The 14388-nt window shown below is 63.5% G+C and carries 12 protein-coding genes; 3 read left to right on the forward strand and 9 right to left on the reverse strand.

Annotated features, from left to right (window positions below):
* Positions 1 to 34 precede the first annotated feature (34 nt).
* Complete coding sequence (locus AB870_RS03375) at positions 35 to 1420, reverse strand: amino acid permease (protein ID WP_047906940.1); 1386 nt, start codon at positions 1418 to 1420, stop codon at positions 35 to 37.
* A 160-nt stretch (positions 1421 to 1580) separates the two neighbouring features.
* A complete protein-coding gene (gene hppD / locus AB870_RS03380) occupies positions 1581 to 2654 on the reverse strand; it encodes a 4-hydroxyphenylpyruvate dioxygenase (protein ID WP_047906941.1) in 1074 nt (357 codons plus the stop codon).
* Positions 2655 to 2977: 323 nt separating this feature from the next.
* On the opposite strand from hppD, the gene AB870_RS03385 reads away from it, so the two are divergent.
* A complete protein-coding gene (locus AB870_RS03385) occupies positions 2978 to 3457 on the forward strand; it encodes an Lrp/AsnC family transcriptional regulator (protein WP_047906942.1) in 480 nt (159 codons plus the stop codon).
* Here AB870_RS03385 and AB870_RS03390 read toward each other — a convergent pair.
* Positions 3428 to 4738, reverse strand: a complete 1311-nt coding sequence (locus AB870_RS03390; RefSeq protein WP_237170035.1) for an MFS transporter — start codon at positions 4736 to 4738, stop codon at positions 3428 to 3430. The two genes, AB870_RS03385 and AB870_RS03390, sit on opposite strands and share 30 nt — an antisense overlap.
* Before the next feature lie 528 nt (positions 4739 to 5266).
* On the opposite strand from AB870_RS03390, the gene leuA reads away from it, so the two are divergent.
* Positions 5267 to 6979, forward strand: coding sequence for a 2-isopropylmalate synthase (gene leuA / locus AB870_RS03395; protein ID WP_047906943.1), 1713 nt, complete (start codon positions 5267 to 5269; stop codon positions 6977 to 6979).
* A gap of 174 nt (positions 6980 to 7153) precedes the next feature.
* Here the strand turns inward: leuA and pcaF are convergent, their stop codons facing one another.
* From pcaF to AB870_RS03410, 3 genes are all read right to left on the reverse strand, one after another.
* On the reverse strand, positions 7154 to 8356 hold the full coding sequence (gene pcaF, locus AB870_RS03400) for a 3-oxoadipyl-CoA thiolase (protein WP_047906944.1): 1203 nt from the start codon (positions 8354 to 8356) through the stop codon (positions 7154 to 7156).
* An 88-nt stretch (positions 8357 to 8444) separates the two neighbouring features.
* Entirely contained in the window at positions 8445 to 9095 is a 651-nt protein-coding gene (locus AB870_RS03405) for a 3-oxoacid CoA-transferase subunit B (RefSeq protein WP_047906945.1), read from the reverse strand.
* 24 nt (positions 9096 to 9119) lie between these two features.
* On the reverse strand, positions 9120 to 9797 hold the full coding sequence (locus AB870_RS03410; protein WP_047906946.1) for a 3-oxoacid CoA-transferase subunit A: 678 nt from the start codon (positions 9795 to 9797) through the stop codon (positions 9120 to 9122).
* 295 nt (positions 9798 to 10092) lie between these two features.
* Here AB870_RS03410 and AB870_RS03415 point away from each other — a divergent pair, with 295 nt between their 5' ends.
* Positions 10093 to 10911 (forward strand): IclR family transcriptional regulator, encoded by an 819-nt coding sequence (locus AB870_RS03415; protein WP_237170036.1) that lies wholly within the window; start codon positions 10093 to 10095, stop codon positions 10909 to 10911.
* Between the two features lie 114 nt (positions 10912 to 11025).
* On the opposite strand, the gene AB870_RS03420 is transcribed toward AB870_RS03415, so the two are convergent.
* From AB870_RS03420 to AB870_RS03430, 3 genes are all read right to left on the reverse strand, one after another.
* A complete protein-coding gene (locus tag AB870_RS03420) occupies positions 11026 to 11235 on the reverse strand; it encodes a DUF2783 domain-containing protein (RefSeq protein ID WP_047906948.1) in 210 nt (69 codons plus the stop codon).
* Positions 11236 to 11350: 115 nt separating this feature from the next.
* Positions 11351 to 13102: an FAD-dependent oxidoreductase gene (locus AB870_RS03425; protein ID WP_047906949.1), complete on the reverse strand. Its 1752-nt coding sequence runs from the start codon at positions 13100 to 13102 to the stop codon at positions 11351 to 11353.
* Positions 13103 to 13256: 154 nt separating this feature from the next.
* Positions 13257 to 14216 carry an MBL fold metallo-hydrolase gene (locus AB870_RS03430; protein ID WP_047906950.1) on the reverse strand — a complete coding sequence of 320 codons (960 nt, stop codon included), beginning with the start codon at positions 14214 to 14216 and terminating at the stop codon, positions 13257 to 13259.
* Positions 14217 to 14388: the final 172 nt, after the last annotated feature.

Genomic DNA, 14388 nt, shown 5'->3' on the forward strand with positions numbered 1-14388 from the left:
CCACATGGGGAGCGCGGATGTCGCGCCGATCGATTTACCGCGTTGCGCTGGCCGGCACCGGCGCGGCGCCGTTTTTCTGACGCAGACGATAGCCGATGCCGAGCACGGTCAGCCATACGGGAATCAGATAGACCGAGATGCGCAGGTCGGGAATCAGGTACATGATGACCAGAATGCCGGCGAGGAACGCGAGGCACAGGTAGTTCGTGAGCGGATAACCGAGGCTCCTGAAATAAGTGGTCTGACCCGCACGGGCCTTGGCACGGCGAAACGCCAGGTGAATCACGCTGATCATCGCCCAGTTGATGATGAGTGCCGAGACGACCAGCCCCATCAGCAGTTCGAACGCCTTGCCCGGCATGAAGTAATTAATGACCACGCACACGGCGGTTGCCGCTGCCGAGACCCCGAGGGCGGCGAGCGGAATGCCTCGCGCGTTGACCTTGAGCAGTGCCCGCGGGGCATTGCCCTGGCCGGCCAGGCCGTAAAGCATGCGGCTGTTGCAGTACACGCAACTGTTGTAGACGGACAGGGCGGCGGTCAGCACCACGGCGTTGAGTACGTGAGCGACGAAGTTGCTGTTCAACTCGTGGAAGATCAGCACGAACGGGCTGCCGCCGGTAACGACCTTCTCCCACGGATACAGCGAGAGCAGCACGCCGAGGGCGCCGACGTAGAAAATCAGAATACGGTAAATGACCTGGTTGGTCGCGCGCGGAATGGAGTGCGAAGGGTCGTCTGCTTCCGCCGCCGTAATGCCGACCAGTTCGAGTCCTCCGAAGGAGAACATGATGACGGCCATTGCCATCACGAGACCGGACACGCCATTCGGGAAGAAGCCGCCGTGTTGCCACAGATTGGCGACACCGGCTTCGGGGCCGGCGTTGCCCGAAAAGAGCAGATAGCCGCCGAAACCGATCATGCCGACGATGGCGGCGACCTTGACGATGGCGAACCAGAACTCCATTTCGCCGTACGACTTCACACTGGAGAGGTTGATCGCGTTGATGACGCCGAAGCACACGAGTGCGGAGACCCATGTGGGAATCGCGGGCCACCAGTACTGCACGTAGATGCCCACGGCGGAGAGCTCGGCCATCGAGACGAGCACGTAGAGCACCCAGTAGTTCCATCCCGAGACGAAGCCCGCGAACTGGCCGCAATACTTGTTGGCAAAGTAACTGAACGAGCCGGCGACGGGTTCGTCGACGACCATTTCACCGAGCTGTCGCATGATGAAGAACGCGACGATGCCCGCGATGGCGTAGCCCAGCAATACTGACGGGCCTGCGGTCTTGATGGTTTGGGCGATGCCTAGAAAGAGGCCGGTGCCGATCGCGCCACCCAGCGCGATCAATTGGATGTGACGATTCTTCAGGCCGCGGTGTAGCGAGCCGTCTTGTGCTGCATTGGTGGACATGTCCGTTCCTTACCCTATCTTCACCACGCGGCGCGCTTCTCTGTTTTCGTTCGATGGGAACGAACCGGAACCGTTTAGCCGCCACGGCGCGGCGCTTGTGACGCCGTCGCCGTGTCCTTTGGGACCGTCCGCACGAGCGGACGGTCATGTCTGCCCGAACTCAGACCTTGAGCGTGCCGCGCTCGATCTGGTCGCGCTCCAGCGATTCGAACAGCGCCTTGAAGTTGCCTTCGCCGAAACCATCGTCGCCTTCGCGTTGAATGAATTCGAAGAACACCGGCCCGAGCAGGGTCTTCGAGAAGATCTGCAACAGCAGGCGCGGCTTGCCGCCTTCGGTCGTGCCATCCACCAGAATGCCGCGCGACTTCAGTTCGCCCACCGGCTGACCATGACCGGGCAGACGGGTCTCGAGGCCCTGGTAGTAGAAGTCGTTCGGAGCCGTCATGAGTTCGACGCCTGCCATTTGCAGATTGTCGATGACCTGGATCAGGTTGTCGGTGAGGAAGGCGATGTGCTGAATTCCTTCGCCGTTGAAGGCCATCAGGAATTCCTCGATCTGGCCGCTGCCCTTGGCCGATTCCTCGTTCAGAGGAATGCGGATTTTACCATCGGGGGCGGTCATCGCCTTGGAAGTCAGGCCCGTGTATTCGCCCGAAATGTCGAAATAGCGAATCTCGCGGAAGTTGAACAGCTTCTCGTAGAAATTGGCCCAGTACGCCATACGGCCGCGATAGACGTTGTGCGTCAGGTGGTCGATCAGACGCAGGCCGTGGCCGACCGGATGGCGATCGACGCCTTCCACGTATTCGAAGTCGATGTCATAGATCGACTTGCCGTCTTCGAAGCGGTCGATCAGATACAGCGGCGCGCCGCCGATCCCCTTGATCGCCGGCAGACGCAATTCCATCGGGCCGGTCTCGATCTCGACGGGTTGCGCGCCGAGTTCCAGGGCGCGAGCGTAGGCCTTGTGCGAATCCTTCACGCGAAACGCCATGCCACAGGCGCTCGGGCCGTGTTCGGCGGCGAAGTAGGCCGCTTCGCTGTTCGGCTCGCGATTCACAATGAAGTTGATGTCGCCCTGACGGTACAGCAACACGTCCTTGGAGCGATGGCGTGCCACGAGGGTGAAGCCCATCTGTTCGAAAATGGGTTCGAGGACGTTCGGCGTGGGCGACGCGAATTCCACGAATTCGAAGCCCATCAATTGCATCGGATTTTCAAACAGGTCGGCCATGATCGTCTCGGCAGGTGAAGTGGTTTGCAGGGATGACAAATAGGGTCGACGCAAAGATTCGAAGAAAGTTGTCGCCGGGCATTCGAACAAGGCGCCGGAACGTGAAACAAAATTGTGCTCGACGTACCGGTGGGTCGGGAAATGCCGGCGAACGTGTTCCGTTGCCCGAAATTCATGCCGCGGCAATGGATTGCCACAACTTTGCGTCATTTCATGTGGGGCAGTGTAAGTGCGGCGACGCAAAATAGGATTTCGTAAGAGCGCTATGGAAACCCTAGGTTATGCACTAATATTTCTGAAGTTGTTTATATGAGGAAATTAAAGTGCAAAACATCGAGATCGATCGGATCGACATCCGTTTGCTGGGGATCTTGCAGTCCAACGGGCGCATTTCGAATCTGGAACTGGCCGAGGCGATCAAACTGTCGCCTGCACAGACGCTGCGCCGCCATCGCCGTCTGGAAGAGATGGGCGTCATCAAAGGCTACGACACCCGGCTCGATGCCCAGCGGCTGGGCTTCAGTGTCGTGGCGTTCGTTCACGTGACGATGGAGCGCGGCCATATCCGCGACCTGTCGAACTTCAAGGGACTGGTCGCGGAACTCGCGCAAATTCAGGAGTGTTTCTCCGTGACTGGCGACATCGATTATGTCCTCAAGGTGGTGGCACGCGATCTGAAGGCGTTGTCCGATTTTCTGCTCGACACGCTCATGCGCATTCCGGGTGTCAGCGCGGTGAAGTCGAGCGTTTGCCTCGATGAGATCAAGTGCACCTCAGCCGTGCCCCTGCAAGCCCTGGCATGATTGGCCGCCACGCGTCGCGAGCCAGGCGCACAGTACCGCCGCCGCGACCATTGCGCAGCCGGCCCATGGCGTGAGCGCAAGCGCATCGATATCGACGAGCGCGCCGCCCGCGCCCGCGCCAAGCGCTACGCCAACGTGCATGGCGGCCACGTTCACCCCCACGTTGGCATCGGCATCGTGCGGTGCCGAGCGAATCAAATGGTTCTGTACCACGGGCGAGATCGACCACGACAGCGATCCCCACACCATCATCGCGACGAGAAAAAACACGGTCTGCCATATGTCACCGTGATAGTGCAGCGCCGCCAGCGGCACGCTCATCATCGCAACGAAGAACAGCGCCGGACAGCCGAGGAGCGACGCGACGGGGCCAACGCGATCCGCCGCCCATCCGCCGAGCCACGCCCCCGCGACCCCGGCCACGCCGAACGCCAGGAACAGCAGACTCATCGTATGGGGCGATGGCGCGAACAGCGATTCCAGGTAAGGCACCAAATAGGCGAACAGCGTGAAGTGGCCGCCGAGCATTGCAATCGTCACGCCCTGCGCTGCGAGACGCCGCGGTTGCGCAAGAGCGCGAACGTAAGTCCGCAGCGTAAGCACCGCGCTCGGAGCGCTCGGCGGCAAGACGCGCCAGAGCACGAAGACAAGCGGCGCGCTGGCGAGGGCGATGGCCGCGAAAACGGCGCGCCAGCCGGCCCAGTGTTCGAGCGTCATGCCCAGCGGCACGCCGAGCACGAGCGAAGCGCTGATGCCCATGAAGATGATGCCGACGGCGCGCCCGTGATACTCGGGCGGTGTGATGTCGGTCGCCAGGCGAGAGCAGAGCAGCACGATGGTGGCGCAACTCGCGGCCATCGCAATGCGCGTGACAAACAGCGCGGCGTAATCCGGTGCCAGAGCCGCGGCGACGTTGCTCAACGCGAAGACCACGAGTGCCACGAGCAGCGCGCGCCGGCGCGAATGCCGCGAGAGCCATGCCGCCATCGTGAAGGCCCACAACGCGAACACGGCGGAGAAGATCGTCGTCAGCTGCCCTGCCGAGGCCGTCGAAACGTTCAGTCCCGTCGCGATGGCCGGGAGTATCCCGGTGCAGATGTTCTCGTCGATGCCGACGAGGAACACCGTCAGCGCAAGCCACCAGACCCGGCCCGTATGCGGGCGTTGGCGCGTGGCCGCGGGGTTCGCGCAGGCGGGCTTTGCCGCAGCGGCGGGCGCAGCAGACGAAGCGGAAGAAGGGGACGAAGGGGACGAAGGGGAAGAAGTCGGAACGGATGTCAAGGCGGTCTCCGATGTCGTGACATGTGCCGCGCGACACCGGGATTGGCGCCGACAGCCGAGCATGTCGATCCGTCGGGTTTCGGGACTGGCCCTTGGTTATCCCATAGGGCGACACGATATCGGAGACGCGCGCGCCGGACAAGTCCCGGGCGGACGGCGTGGGACGGCATGGGACGACATGCCCCGCGCAGCACAGGCATCGCGGACAGCAGATAGACGTCACCATCGCCATCCCATATCGTGGGAATGTCGCGAGGCGACACATCATGGTTGACAGCGCCCAAAAATCTGTGATTTCATGTGCCACATGATCACCGCGCACTTCTCCCTCTCGCTACGACTACTAGCCCGCTCCACCGGGCTTGGTCCGTTGCTGCGCGCGTGCATCGTCTGAATTCCTCACTGAAGCACCGCTGATTTTCCCCAGTTACGCCGACCTGAGCCCCGGTTCATCCAACCGGAGGTCGTAGCTTATCTGCGTCTGTGCGTCGTCCGGTTGACACTTTTGCTGACAATCGAGACACCGCCATGTTGAAAAACCCCGCTACGAAGTATCGTCCGTTCACCCCGGTCAACATTCCCGACCGACAGTGGCCGAGCCGCACCATCACGCGCGCACCGATCTGGATGAGTACCGATTTGCGCGACGGCAATCAGGCGCTCTTCGAGCCGATGGACGCGCAGCGCAAGATGCGCATGTTCAAGACGCTCGTCGCCATCGGCTTCAAGGAAATCGAAGTGGCGTTCCCCTCGGCCTCCGATACCGATTTCAACTTCGTGCGCGAACTGATCGAAGGCGGCCACATTCCCGATGACGTCACGATCGAAGTCCTCACGCAAGCGCGCGACGACCTCATCGAGCGCACGTTCGCGGCCCTCAAGGGTGCACCGCGCGCCATCGTCCACCTCTATAACGCCACCGCGCCCGAATTCCGCCGCATCGTCTTCAATCTCGATCAGCCGGGCGTGAAGGCCCTCGCCGTGTCGGCCGCGAAGACGATCAAGCGCTGCGCCGACGCCGCTCCGGAAACGCAATGGACGTTGCAATACAGCCCGGAAACGTTCACGGGCACCGAACTCGACTTCGCGAAGGAGGTGTGCGATGCCGTCTTCGACGTATGGCAACCGACGCCTGAGCGCAAGTGCATCGTCAACTTGCCGGCGACCGTCGAAATCGGCACCCCGAACTACTACGCCGACCAGATCGAGTGGATGCACCGCAACCTCGCGCGTCGCGATTCGCTGATTCTCTCCGTACACCCGCACAACGACCGCGGCACGGCGGTGGCCGCCGCGGAGCTGGCCGTGATGGCGGGTGCCGACCGTATCGAGGGCTGCCTCTTCGGGAACGGCGAGCGTACCGGCAATGTCGATCTCGTCACGCTCGGCCTGAACCTGTACACGCAAGGCGTGGATCCCGGCCTCGACTTCTCGAACATCAACGAAATCGCCCGCACGTCGGAAGAATGCACGCAACTGCCGGTGCACCCGCGTCACCCGTATGTCGGCGACCTCGTGTTCACCGCGTTCTCCGGCTCGCACCAGGACGCCATCAAGAAGGGCTTCGCCGCCCAGAAGGCGGACACGATCTGGGAAGTGCCGTACCTGCCCATCGATCCGAGCGATCTCGGCCGCACGTACGACTCGATCATTCGTGTCAACAGCCAGTCGGGCAAGGGCGGTATCGCGTATCTGCTGGAGCAGGCGTACGGCGTGCAGATGCCCCGTCGTCTGCAAGTCGACTTCAGCTCGGCCGTGCAGCGGCACACCGACGAGACAGGCGCGGAAGTCACTGCGTCGCAAATCTGGCAACTGTTCCAGAAGGAATACGTGGCGTCGACCGAGCCGGTCGCGTACGTCGGTCACTCGCTCTCGGAGCGCGACGGGCGTCAGCACATCGCCGTGACCATCGACATTCACGGCCAGCGCACGACGGTCTCCGGTGCCGGTAATGGCCCGCTCGACGCACTGATGAACGCCATGCGCACCCCGGTTCGCGTGCAGCACTACGAGGAGCGAGCCCTCACGCAAGGGGCCGACGCCCGCGCGATCGCCATCGCCGAAATGGCGGGCGAGACGATCGTGGGCAGCGCGTTCGGCGTGGGTATCGACGCCAATCTGACGACCGCCTCGATTCGTGCCGTCATCAGCGGTATCAACCGTGCTTACGCGCGCAGCGATGCCCAGACGCAAGGCAAGTTCTTCGATGCCGTGATGCGCGACGTGGCGAAGGCTGTCTGAGCCGTTCGAGCGTCGGGAAACAACAGAAAGAAACAGGAAGAAGGGAAGGAGACAGGGGCAGAGGCGTCCCGCACGGCACCGATCGTGCGCGCGGGACGCCGGGAGCAACGCGGCAGCGCTTACCGGTGTCTGCGCGGGCGCCCGGCCCCCGAAAACATCGGCGGAGTCGTTGTCTTACACCGCTTCGATGGCGATAGCGATGCCTTGGCCGACCCCAATGCACATCGTACACAGCGCGAAGCGTCCACCCGTGCGTTTCAACTGGTACATCGCCGTCGTGACCAGACGTGCGCCGCTCATGCCGAGCGGATGGCCCAGCGCAATGGCGCCGCCGTTCGGATTGACGCGCAGATCGTCGTCGGCCACGCCGAGTTGTCGCAATACGGCCAGGCCCTGGCTTGCAAAGGCCTCGTTGAGTTCGATGACATCGAACTGATCGAGGGTCATACCGAGCCGCGCGAGCAGTTTTTGCGTTGCGGGAGCCGGACCGATGCCCATGATGCGCGGTGCCACCCCTGCCGTTGCCATGCCCAATACCCGGGCACGCGGCGTCAGGCCATGGCGCGCCGCACTCGCCTCGTCTGCCAGCAGCAGAGCGCAGGCGCCGTCGTTGACGCCAGAAGCGTTACCGGCGGTCACGGTGCCATCAGGGCGTACCACGCCCTTCAGTCTGGCAAGCGCTTCCATGCTCGTTGCACGTGGATGTTCGTCGCGATCCACGAGGATCGCTTCGCCCTTCTTCTTGGCGATGGACACCGGTGTGATTTCTTCCGCCAGCGTGCCGTTCGCCTGTGCGCGCGCCGCCTTTTCCTGCGAACGCACGGCAAAGCGATCCTGATCTTCACGGCTGATGCCGAAATCGGTCGCCACGTTCTCGCCCGTCTCGGGCATCGAATCCACGCCGTACTGCGCCTTCATCAGCGGATTGACAAAGCGCCATCCGATGGTCGTGTCGAAAATTTCCGCCTGACGCGAAAACGCGCTCGCCGCCTTGCCCATCACGAATGGCGCGCGGCTCATGCTTTCCACGCCGCCGGCGATCATCAGGCCCGCTTCGCCCGCCTTGATGGCGCGCGCAGCCGTGCCGATGGCGTCCATGCCCGAGCCGCACAGGCGGTTGATGGTCGCACCGGGCACGTCTTGCGGCAGGCCCGCGAGCAGCGACGACATGCGCGCCACGTTGCGATTGTCTTCGCCCGCCTGATTGGCGCAGCCATAGATCACGTCGGCGACCTGCGTCCAGTCGACGTTGGCGTTGCGCGCCATGAGCGCCTTGAGCGGGATCGCGCCGAGATCGTCGGCACGCACCGACGACAGGGCGCCGCCGTAGCGGCCGATGGGGGTACGGATCGCGTCGCAGATAAAGACTTCACTCATTTGCCTACCTCATCGAAATCGAAAAATCGCCGGGCGCATCACAACATCGAAGGCGTCGGATGTCCCGGCGTGGGTGTCTTGTGCGGTGTCAGGCAACGGCCGGCGAGGGCAGCAGCGTCACACCGGTCACACGTTGCAGTTCGTCGAACGTGAGGCCTTCGACCATGTCGATGACGCGCAGGCCTTCGGGCGTGACGTCGATCACGGCGAGGTCGGTGTAGATGCGCGTAACGCAACCCACGCCGGTGAGCGGATACGTGCACTGTTCGACGATCTTGCTCTCGCCCTGCTTGGTCTGGTGTTCCATCATCACGAACACCTGCTTCGCGCCGCTGGCGAGGTCCATCGCACCGCCGACCGCGGGGATCGCGTCGGGGGCGCCGGTGTGCCAGTTGGCGAGATCGCCCGTTTTCGAGACCTGGAACGCGCCCAGCACGCAGAAGTCGAGGTGACCGCCGCGCATCATCGCGAACGAGTCGGCGTGGTGAAAGAACGCGCCGCCCGGTTTGAGCGTGACGGGTTGCTTGCCGGCGTTGATGAGGTCCTCGTCCTCTTCTCCCCTGGCGGGGGCCGGGCCCATGCCGATCACACCGTTCTCGCTCTGGAGAATGATTTCCTTTTCGGCGGGAAGATGATTGGCGACGGCGGTCGGCAGACCGATGCCGAGGTTCACGTAGGCGCCGTCGGGAATGTCCTGGGCGACGCGGGCGGCCATCTGGTCGCGGGTCAGTCGGTTCATGTCTTGCTCCGGTGCAGATGGGGATCAGGCGTGTGGGGTGCCGGGCACCGCGACCACGCGTTGAACGAAGATGCCGGGCGTGACCACGGCTTCCGGATCGAGCTCGCCCAGCTCGACGACTTCGCTGACCTGAACGATGGCGCACTTCGCCGCCGTGGCCATGATCGGGCCGAAGTTGCGAGCGGTCTTGCGGTACACGAGATTGCCCCAGCGATCGCCCTTGAGCGCCTTGATGAGCGCGAAGTCGGCGTGGATCGGCGATTCCAGCACGTACGATTTGCCGTCGATCACGCGTGTTTCCTTGCCTTCGGCGAGCAGCGTGCCGAAGCCGGTCGGCGTGAAGAAACCGCCAATGCCGGCGCCCGCGGCGCGAATGCGCTCGGCGAGGTTGCCCTGCGGTACCAGTTCCAGCTCGATCTTGCCGGCACGGTACAGGCCGTCGAACACCTGCGAGTCGGTCTGGCGCGGGAACGAGCAGATGATCTTGCGCACGCGTCCGGCCTTGAGCAGGGCCGCCAGGCCCGTCTCGCCATTGCCGGCGTTATTGTTGACGATGGTCAGGTCTCGAGCGCCTTGTTCGATGAGGGCGTCGATGAGCGCCGAGGGCATCCCGGCATTGCCGAAGCCGCCAATCATGATCGTCGCGCCGTCGTGAACGTCCGCGACCGCGCTGGCGAGCGAGTCGTAAATCTTGTTGATCACAGGTGCCTCCTGGGCATTTCCATCAAATCCGTAGGCTGACGGGTTGTACGCCCGCGCCCCTGAGCGCTGTCTCGCGGCGATCGCGTCTTGTCACGCAGCCTCGTCCGGTTCACAATGTTCTTATAGCGAACAAATATTCGCTATAAGAACAGCGTAAGCCTTACCTCGTCGGGCGTCAAGCGAGGGGTCTCCCGAAGCAAGGGGGCCGGGTATGTCGTGAGATCGTGCGTCTCGCACGGTAGTACCGGCGCTGCAAATCCATTACGCTTGCCGTTCACGCCAAGATTGCCGACCCATGCCTCACATGACCTCTGCGACGACCGACACGACCGAACCGACCGAACCGACCGACAAGAAGCCTGGCGACTCCTATGTGCAGTCGTTCGCGCGCGGGCTGGCGGTGGTCAAGGCGTTCAATGCCGCACGCCCGGCGCAGACTCTCTCGGAAGTTGCGCAGGCGTCTGGCCTCACGCGCGCCGGGGCGCGCCGCATTCTGCTTACACTCGAAGCACTGGGGTACGTGCGCAGCGAAGGGCGGCTGTTCCGTCTCACGCCGCGTATTCTGGATCTCGGGTTTTCCTACCTGACCTCGATGCCGCTGTGGAATCTGGCCGAACCGTTCATGGAAGCGCTGGTGCAGCAAGTGCAGGAGAGCAGTTCGGCGTCGGTGCTCGACGGCGATGACATCGTCTATGTGTTGCGTGTGCCCGTGCGCAAAGTGATGTCGATCAACCTGTCGATCGGCAGCCGGCTGCCCGCGTGGTGCACGTCGATGGGACGTGTCATGCTCTCGGCACTGCCGGACACCGAACTCGATGCCGCCCTTCGCCGTGCCGATCTGCGGGCGCACACCGGGCGTACGATCACGGACATCGGCACCCTGCGCACGCGCATTCTCGACGTGCGTGAGAAGGGATGGGCGCTGGTCGATCAGGAACTGGAAGAGGGACTGATTTCGATTGCCGCGCCGATTCGCAATCGCGCTGGCCAGGTGATTGCGGCGATGAACGTGAGCGGTCAGGCGAACCGGACATCCGCAGCCGAAATGGAGGCAAAGTTCCTCGCGCCGCTGCAACAGGCGGCGCAAAAGATCTCACAACTGGTGGTGGTGTAGTGCGTCGGTGACGCCGCGCGAGCGACGTCGCGACAAAGACGAAGGGGCGCCCGGTATCGAGCGCCCCTTCGTCGTTCGCGGGCGGCGTGGGCCGGCGGCGTGATGCGCCGACGGTCACTGCGCCGCGTTACCGAGTGCGCCGGCGCGGGCGAGACGAATCGCGGAAAGCAGCGTGTCGTGGTCGCCGACCTGATTGGCGAGCAGCAAGATCAGTTGTGCGTTGGCGGCCTGACTTTGTGCATCGTCGAGATCGCGATGCATGTCGATCAGCGCTTCGTAGAAATCGTCTGGGCGCGTCAGACGCGGTTGCGTATCGAGTGCCATGGGTATCTCCTTCCTGCGTAATCCGTGCGATAGCTAGCGGTGAACAAGTCTCGGTGAATCCCGGTGAATGCGAGGGAATCCCGGTCAGTCGTGGCAAGCGCGGCGTCGCCCGCGATCAGGCCGCACATTGCAGCGGTGCGACTTCCGGCACCGTGCGCCCCAGAGCGCGCTCGCGTGCGGCGGCAATCGCCTCGGCGTCGACGGCACGCCAGCGGGCGCATACGTGCTGGTCCGGGCGAATCAGATACACCGTGCCGGGCGCGGCGTCATAGCGCTGCGCCGCGAGGCCTTCCGTGTCGTGCCAGACAGCGTGCGTGTCATGCACGTCGAGCGCGGCTTCGGCATCCGGCGTGACGAAAATGGGGACGACCGGCACCGCGTCGTTGGCCAGCGCTTCGAGCGCGGTCAGCACCGGGGCGTCGAGCGAGGAGGGCGCACCGAACACCAGCGCGACGAAGCGGCCCCCCAGACGCGGCAGCAGCCAGCCCTCGCGAGCGTGGCGCGAGAGCGGGGCATCGACGCATGCGGCACCCGGCGTCATGCGCCCCGCGAAGGTATCGCGCTCCGCGGTGTTCAACGTCGACTCGTGCAGCACGGCCGGCACGGACAGACGTCCGCTATTGACGAGCTGACGTGCAAACGCGTGGTCGCGCGCGAGGGTAAGCACGGCGTCGCGGAACACGCGCGAGACCGGGCTCTTCGGCGTGATGAAATCGGTCGAGCGTGTGGAGTTGCGAATGTTCTCGTCGGCGGCGAATTCACGTTCGCGGGCGTAGGTGTCGAGCAGTGCGTCGGGGGCATGGCCCGCCAGAACGAGCGCAAGTTTCCACGCGAGGTTTTCCGCGTCCTGCACACCGCTGTTCGCGCCGCGTGCGCCGAACGGCGACACACCGTGCGCGGCGTCGCCGGCAAACAGTACGTGGCCGTGGCGGAAGTCGTCCATGCGCAGGCACGAGAACGTATAGACGCTCACCCATTCGAGCGTGAATTTCGCATCGGGGCCGAGCAACGCCTGCACGCGAGGAATGACACGCTCCGGCGCTTTCTCCGCGACCGGGTCGGCGTCCCATCCGAGCTGGAAGTCGATACGCCAGACGTCGTCCGGCTGGCGGTGCAGCAGCACCGACTGATTCGGATGGAACGGCGGATCGAACCAGAACCAGCGTTCGGCCGGGAAGTCCGCCGTCATCTTGACGTCGGCGATCAGGAAGCGATCCTTGAACGTGCGGCCGTGGCTGTCCACGCCGATGAGCTTGCGTACCGGACTGCGCGAACCGTCGGCCGCCACGACGTAGCGGGCGGTGGTCCGATATTCGCCATCGGGTGTCTCGACCGTGAGCGTGACGCTGGCGTCCGCCGCGCCGGGCGTGCCTTGCTGCGTAAGCCCGACGACCTTGTTCTTCCATCGGATCTCGATGTTCGGCAGTTGGCACGCACGCTCGAACAGATAGCCTTCGACGTAATACTGCTGAAGGTTGATGAACGCCGGGCGATGGTGCCCCGCTTCGGGCAGCAGATCGAAGTTGTAGACCTCCTGATCGCGCAGGAAAACGCGGCCCACATTCCAGCGCACGCCTTTTTCCACCATGCGCTCGCCGCAGCCCAGACGGTCGAAGATGTCGAGCGTGCGTTTGGCGAAACAGATCGCGCGCGAGCCGGTCGAGAGCGTGCAATCGTCGTCGAGAACGATCACGGATACGCCTTGCTGCGCGAGGTCGATGGCGGTGGCCAACCCGACCGGGCCGGCGCCGACCACGATGACCGGATGCACCGCCGGGGGCGTTGCCGCGCCGGACACGGCGCTCCCGGACTGTTCGGCACACGGCCGGTAATCGAACGTCAGGCGCTGGTAATCGATGCTGCTCATGCAAAGTCTCCATCGACGGCACCGTACCGGCGCGCGTGCATCGGCGGGTGACGTTTTTCTACTTCTGTTTTTGCTTTGTACTTGTCGTTGCCGGTGCGACGTCAGGCGTCGCGCCGGCGTTTCGCTACGACGAACCCTGTGCTCGCCGTCGCCCTCAGTCCTGAAGGGCGGCCCACATTTCCTTGTCGCGCTGCGCGGTCCAGATACGCGGATGCGTGATGCCGGCGGCCTCGTCGAACGCGCGCGTCACGTCGAACGGCAAACAGTGTTCGTAGATGAAGACGTGACCGAACTTCGGGTCCATCTTGCTGCGCGTGAGCGCCATCGCACCCTTGAGGTCGAGCTTCTGTTCGACGGCCTGTTTGCCGGCTTCGAACAGCGTCGTCACGAAATCCTTGGTATAGGCGAGTCCCTTGGCCACTTCCTCCGGCGTGGTCAGTGCGGGGCCACGGCCCGGCACGAGCTTCTCGGCACCCAGGGCGGCAAGCGCGTCGAGCGTGGCGGGCCATTCGGCGAGTTGTGCGTCACCGGTGTAGCAGGCGGCGTCGTACTCGACGAGGTCGCCCGAGAACAGCACCTTCTGCGACGGCAGCCACACCACCGTGTCGCCCTTCGTGTGGCCCGAACCGAGGTGCGCGATCTTGACTTCGAGCTTGCCGAGGAACAGCGTCATTTCCTTCTCGAACACGAGCGTCGGCCACGTGAGGCCCGGCACCGTTTCGACGCCCGCGAACAGGCGCGGAAAGCGTTCGATTTCCGACTTCATGTCGGCTTCGCCGCGCTCGACGATCATCTCGTACGTGCCGCGGCTGGCGATCACTTGCTGCGCACCTTCGGCGAAATAGGCGGACGCACCGAGCACGCGCACTGCGTGATAGTGCGAAAGCACGACGTACTTGATCGGCTTGTCGGTGATCGTGCGGATCTTGGCGATGAGGTCCTGCGCCATGGCGGGCGTGGCCGTTGTGTCGACGATCATTACGCCGTCGTCGCCGATGATGACGCCGGAGTTCGGATCGCCCTCGGCCGTATAGGCCCAGGCGTTTTCCGACAGTTGGGTGAACGTGACCTTCTTGGCTTCCAGGTCGGCTTGCGAGGCGAATGCTTTGGCCATGCTTGTCTCTCTCTTTTGTCTCGTCTGCGGGGAGGGTGCTGCGGGATGATGAGGGCATCTTACGAAACGCGCGGAATATTTGTCAATGACAAATCTGATTGTTATTTGCTAATGTTGCGGTGTTGTCGATCAGGACACCGTCTTGCTGCGGGTTAACCCTTTGACATTGGGC

Source organism: Pandoraea faecigallinarum (assembly GCF_001029105.3).
Lineage (GTDB): Bacteria > Pseudomonadota > Gammaproteobacteria > Burkholderiales > Burkholderiaceae > Pandoraea > Pandoraea faecigallinarum.

Bases quoted from the DNA above. Each gene is read 5' to 3' on its own strand.
- AB870_RS03375 (WP_047906940.1), bottom strand. From the start codon at position 1,420: ATGTCCACCAATGCAGCACAAGACGGCTCGCTACACCGCGGCCTGAAG.
- hppD (WP_047906941.1), bottom strand. From the start codon at position 2,654: ATGGCCGACCTGTTTGAAAATCCGATGCAATTGATGGGCTTCGAATTC.
- leuA (WP_047906943.1), top strand. From the start codon at position 5,267: ATGTTGAAAAACCCCGCTACGAAGTATCGTCCGTTCACCCCGGTCAAC.
- pcaF (WP_047906944.1), bottom strand. From the start codon at position 8,356: ATGAGTGAAGTCTTTATCTGCGACGCGATCCGTACCCCCATCGGCCGC.
- AB870_RS03405 (WP_047906945.1), bottom strand. From the start codon at position 9,095: ATGAACCGACTGACCCGCGACCAGATGGCCGCCCGCGTCGCCCAGGAC.
- AB870_RS03415 (WP_237170036.1), top strand. From the start codon at position 10,093: ATGCCTCACATGACCTCTGCGACGACCGACACGACCGAACCGACCGAA.
- AB870_RS03420 (WP_047906948.1), bottom strand. From the start codon at position 11,235: ATGGCACTCGATACGCAACCGCGTCTGACGCGCCCAGACGATTTCTAC.
- AB870_RS03425 (WP_047906949.1), bottom strand. From the start codon at position 13,102: ATGAGCAGCATCGATTACCAGCGCCTGACGTTCGATTACCGGCCGTGT.
- AB870_RS03430 (WP_047906950.1), bottom strand. From the start codon at position 14,216: ATGGCCAAAGCATTCGCCTCGCAAGCCGACCTGGAAGCCAAGAAGGTC.